Origin of the sequence: Bacillus sp. SIMBA_005, assembly GCF_046535585.1 — a bacterium.
GTDB classification, from domain to species: Bacteria; Bacillota; Bacilli; order Bacillales; family Bacillaceae; genus Bacillus; species Bacillus pumilus.
The window spans coordinates 1-256 of sequence record NZ_JAWRWI010000723.1; the positions used below are offsets into that span (position 1 = coordinate 1).

Sequence of the window (256 nt, forward strand, 5' to 3'; positions counted from 1 at the left end):
GATCCCCGCGATCGTTGAGGAGTGCGTGCGATGAGTGACGCACAGGGTTCGAAGAACGACGGCGAATACGACGCCGAACACCTGGACAGTGCCCCCGAAGCGGGCGCACCGAGTGACGAGAACGCCGCGCCCGCGGTCGACTTCGGCGATGCTCCCCGCGCCGAGGGAGACCGCGACGAGGCCGTGGTCGGTGCGCCCGAGCCCGTGGTCGAGGCGGAAGCCCCGCTCGACGAGGCCCCGTCGGCGTTCCTCGCCG

General features: G+C 71.5%; 1 protein-coding gene. It reads left to right on the forward strand.

All coding sequences use genetic code 11. The annotated features are described in order from the left end of the window. Positions 1–30 precede the first annotated feature (30 nt). Positions 31–256 (forward strand): hypothetical protein (locus SB660_RS21960; protein WP_410584562.1); only part of this gene is annotated, 226 nt, incomplete at its 3' end.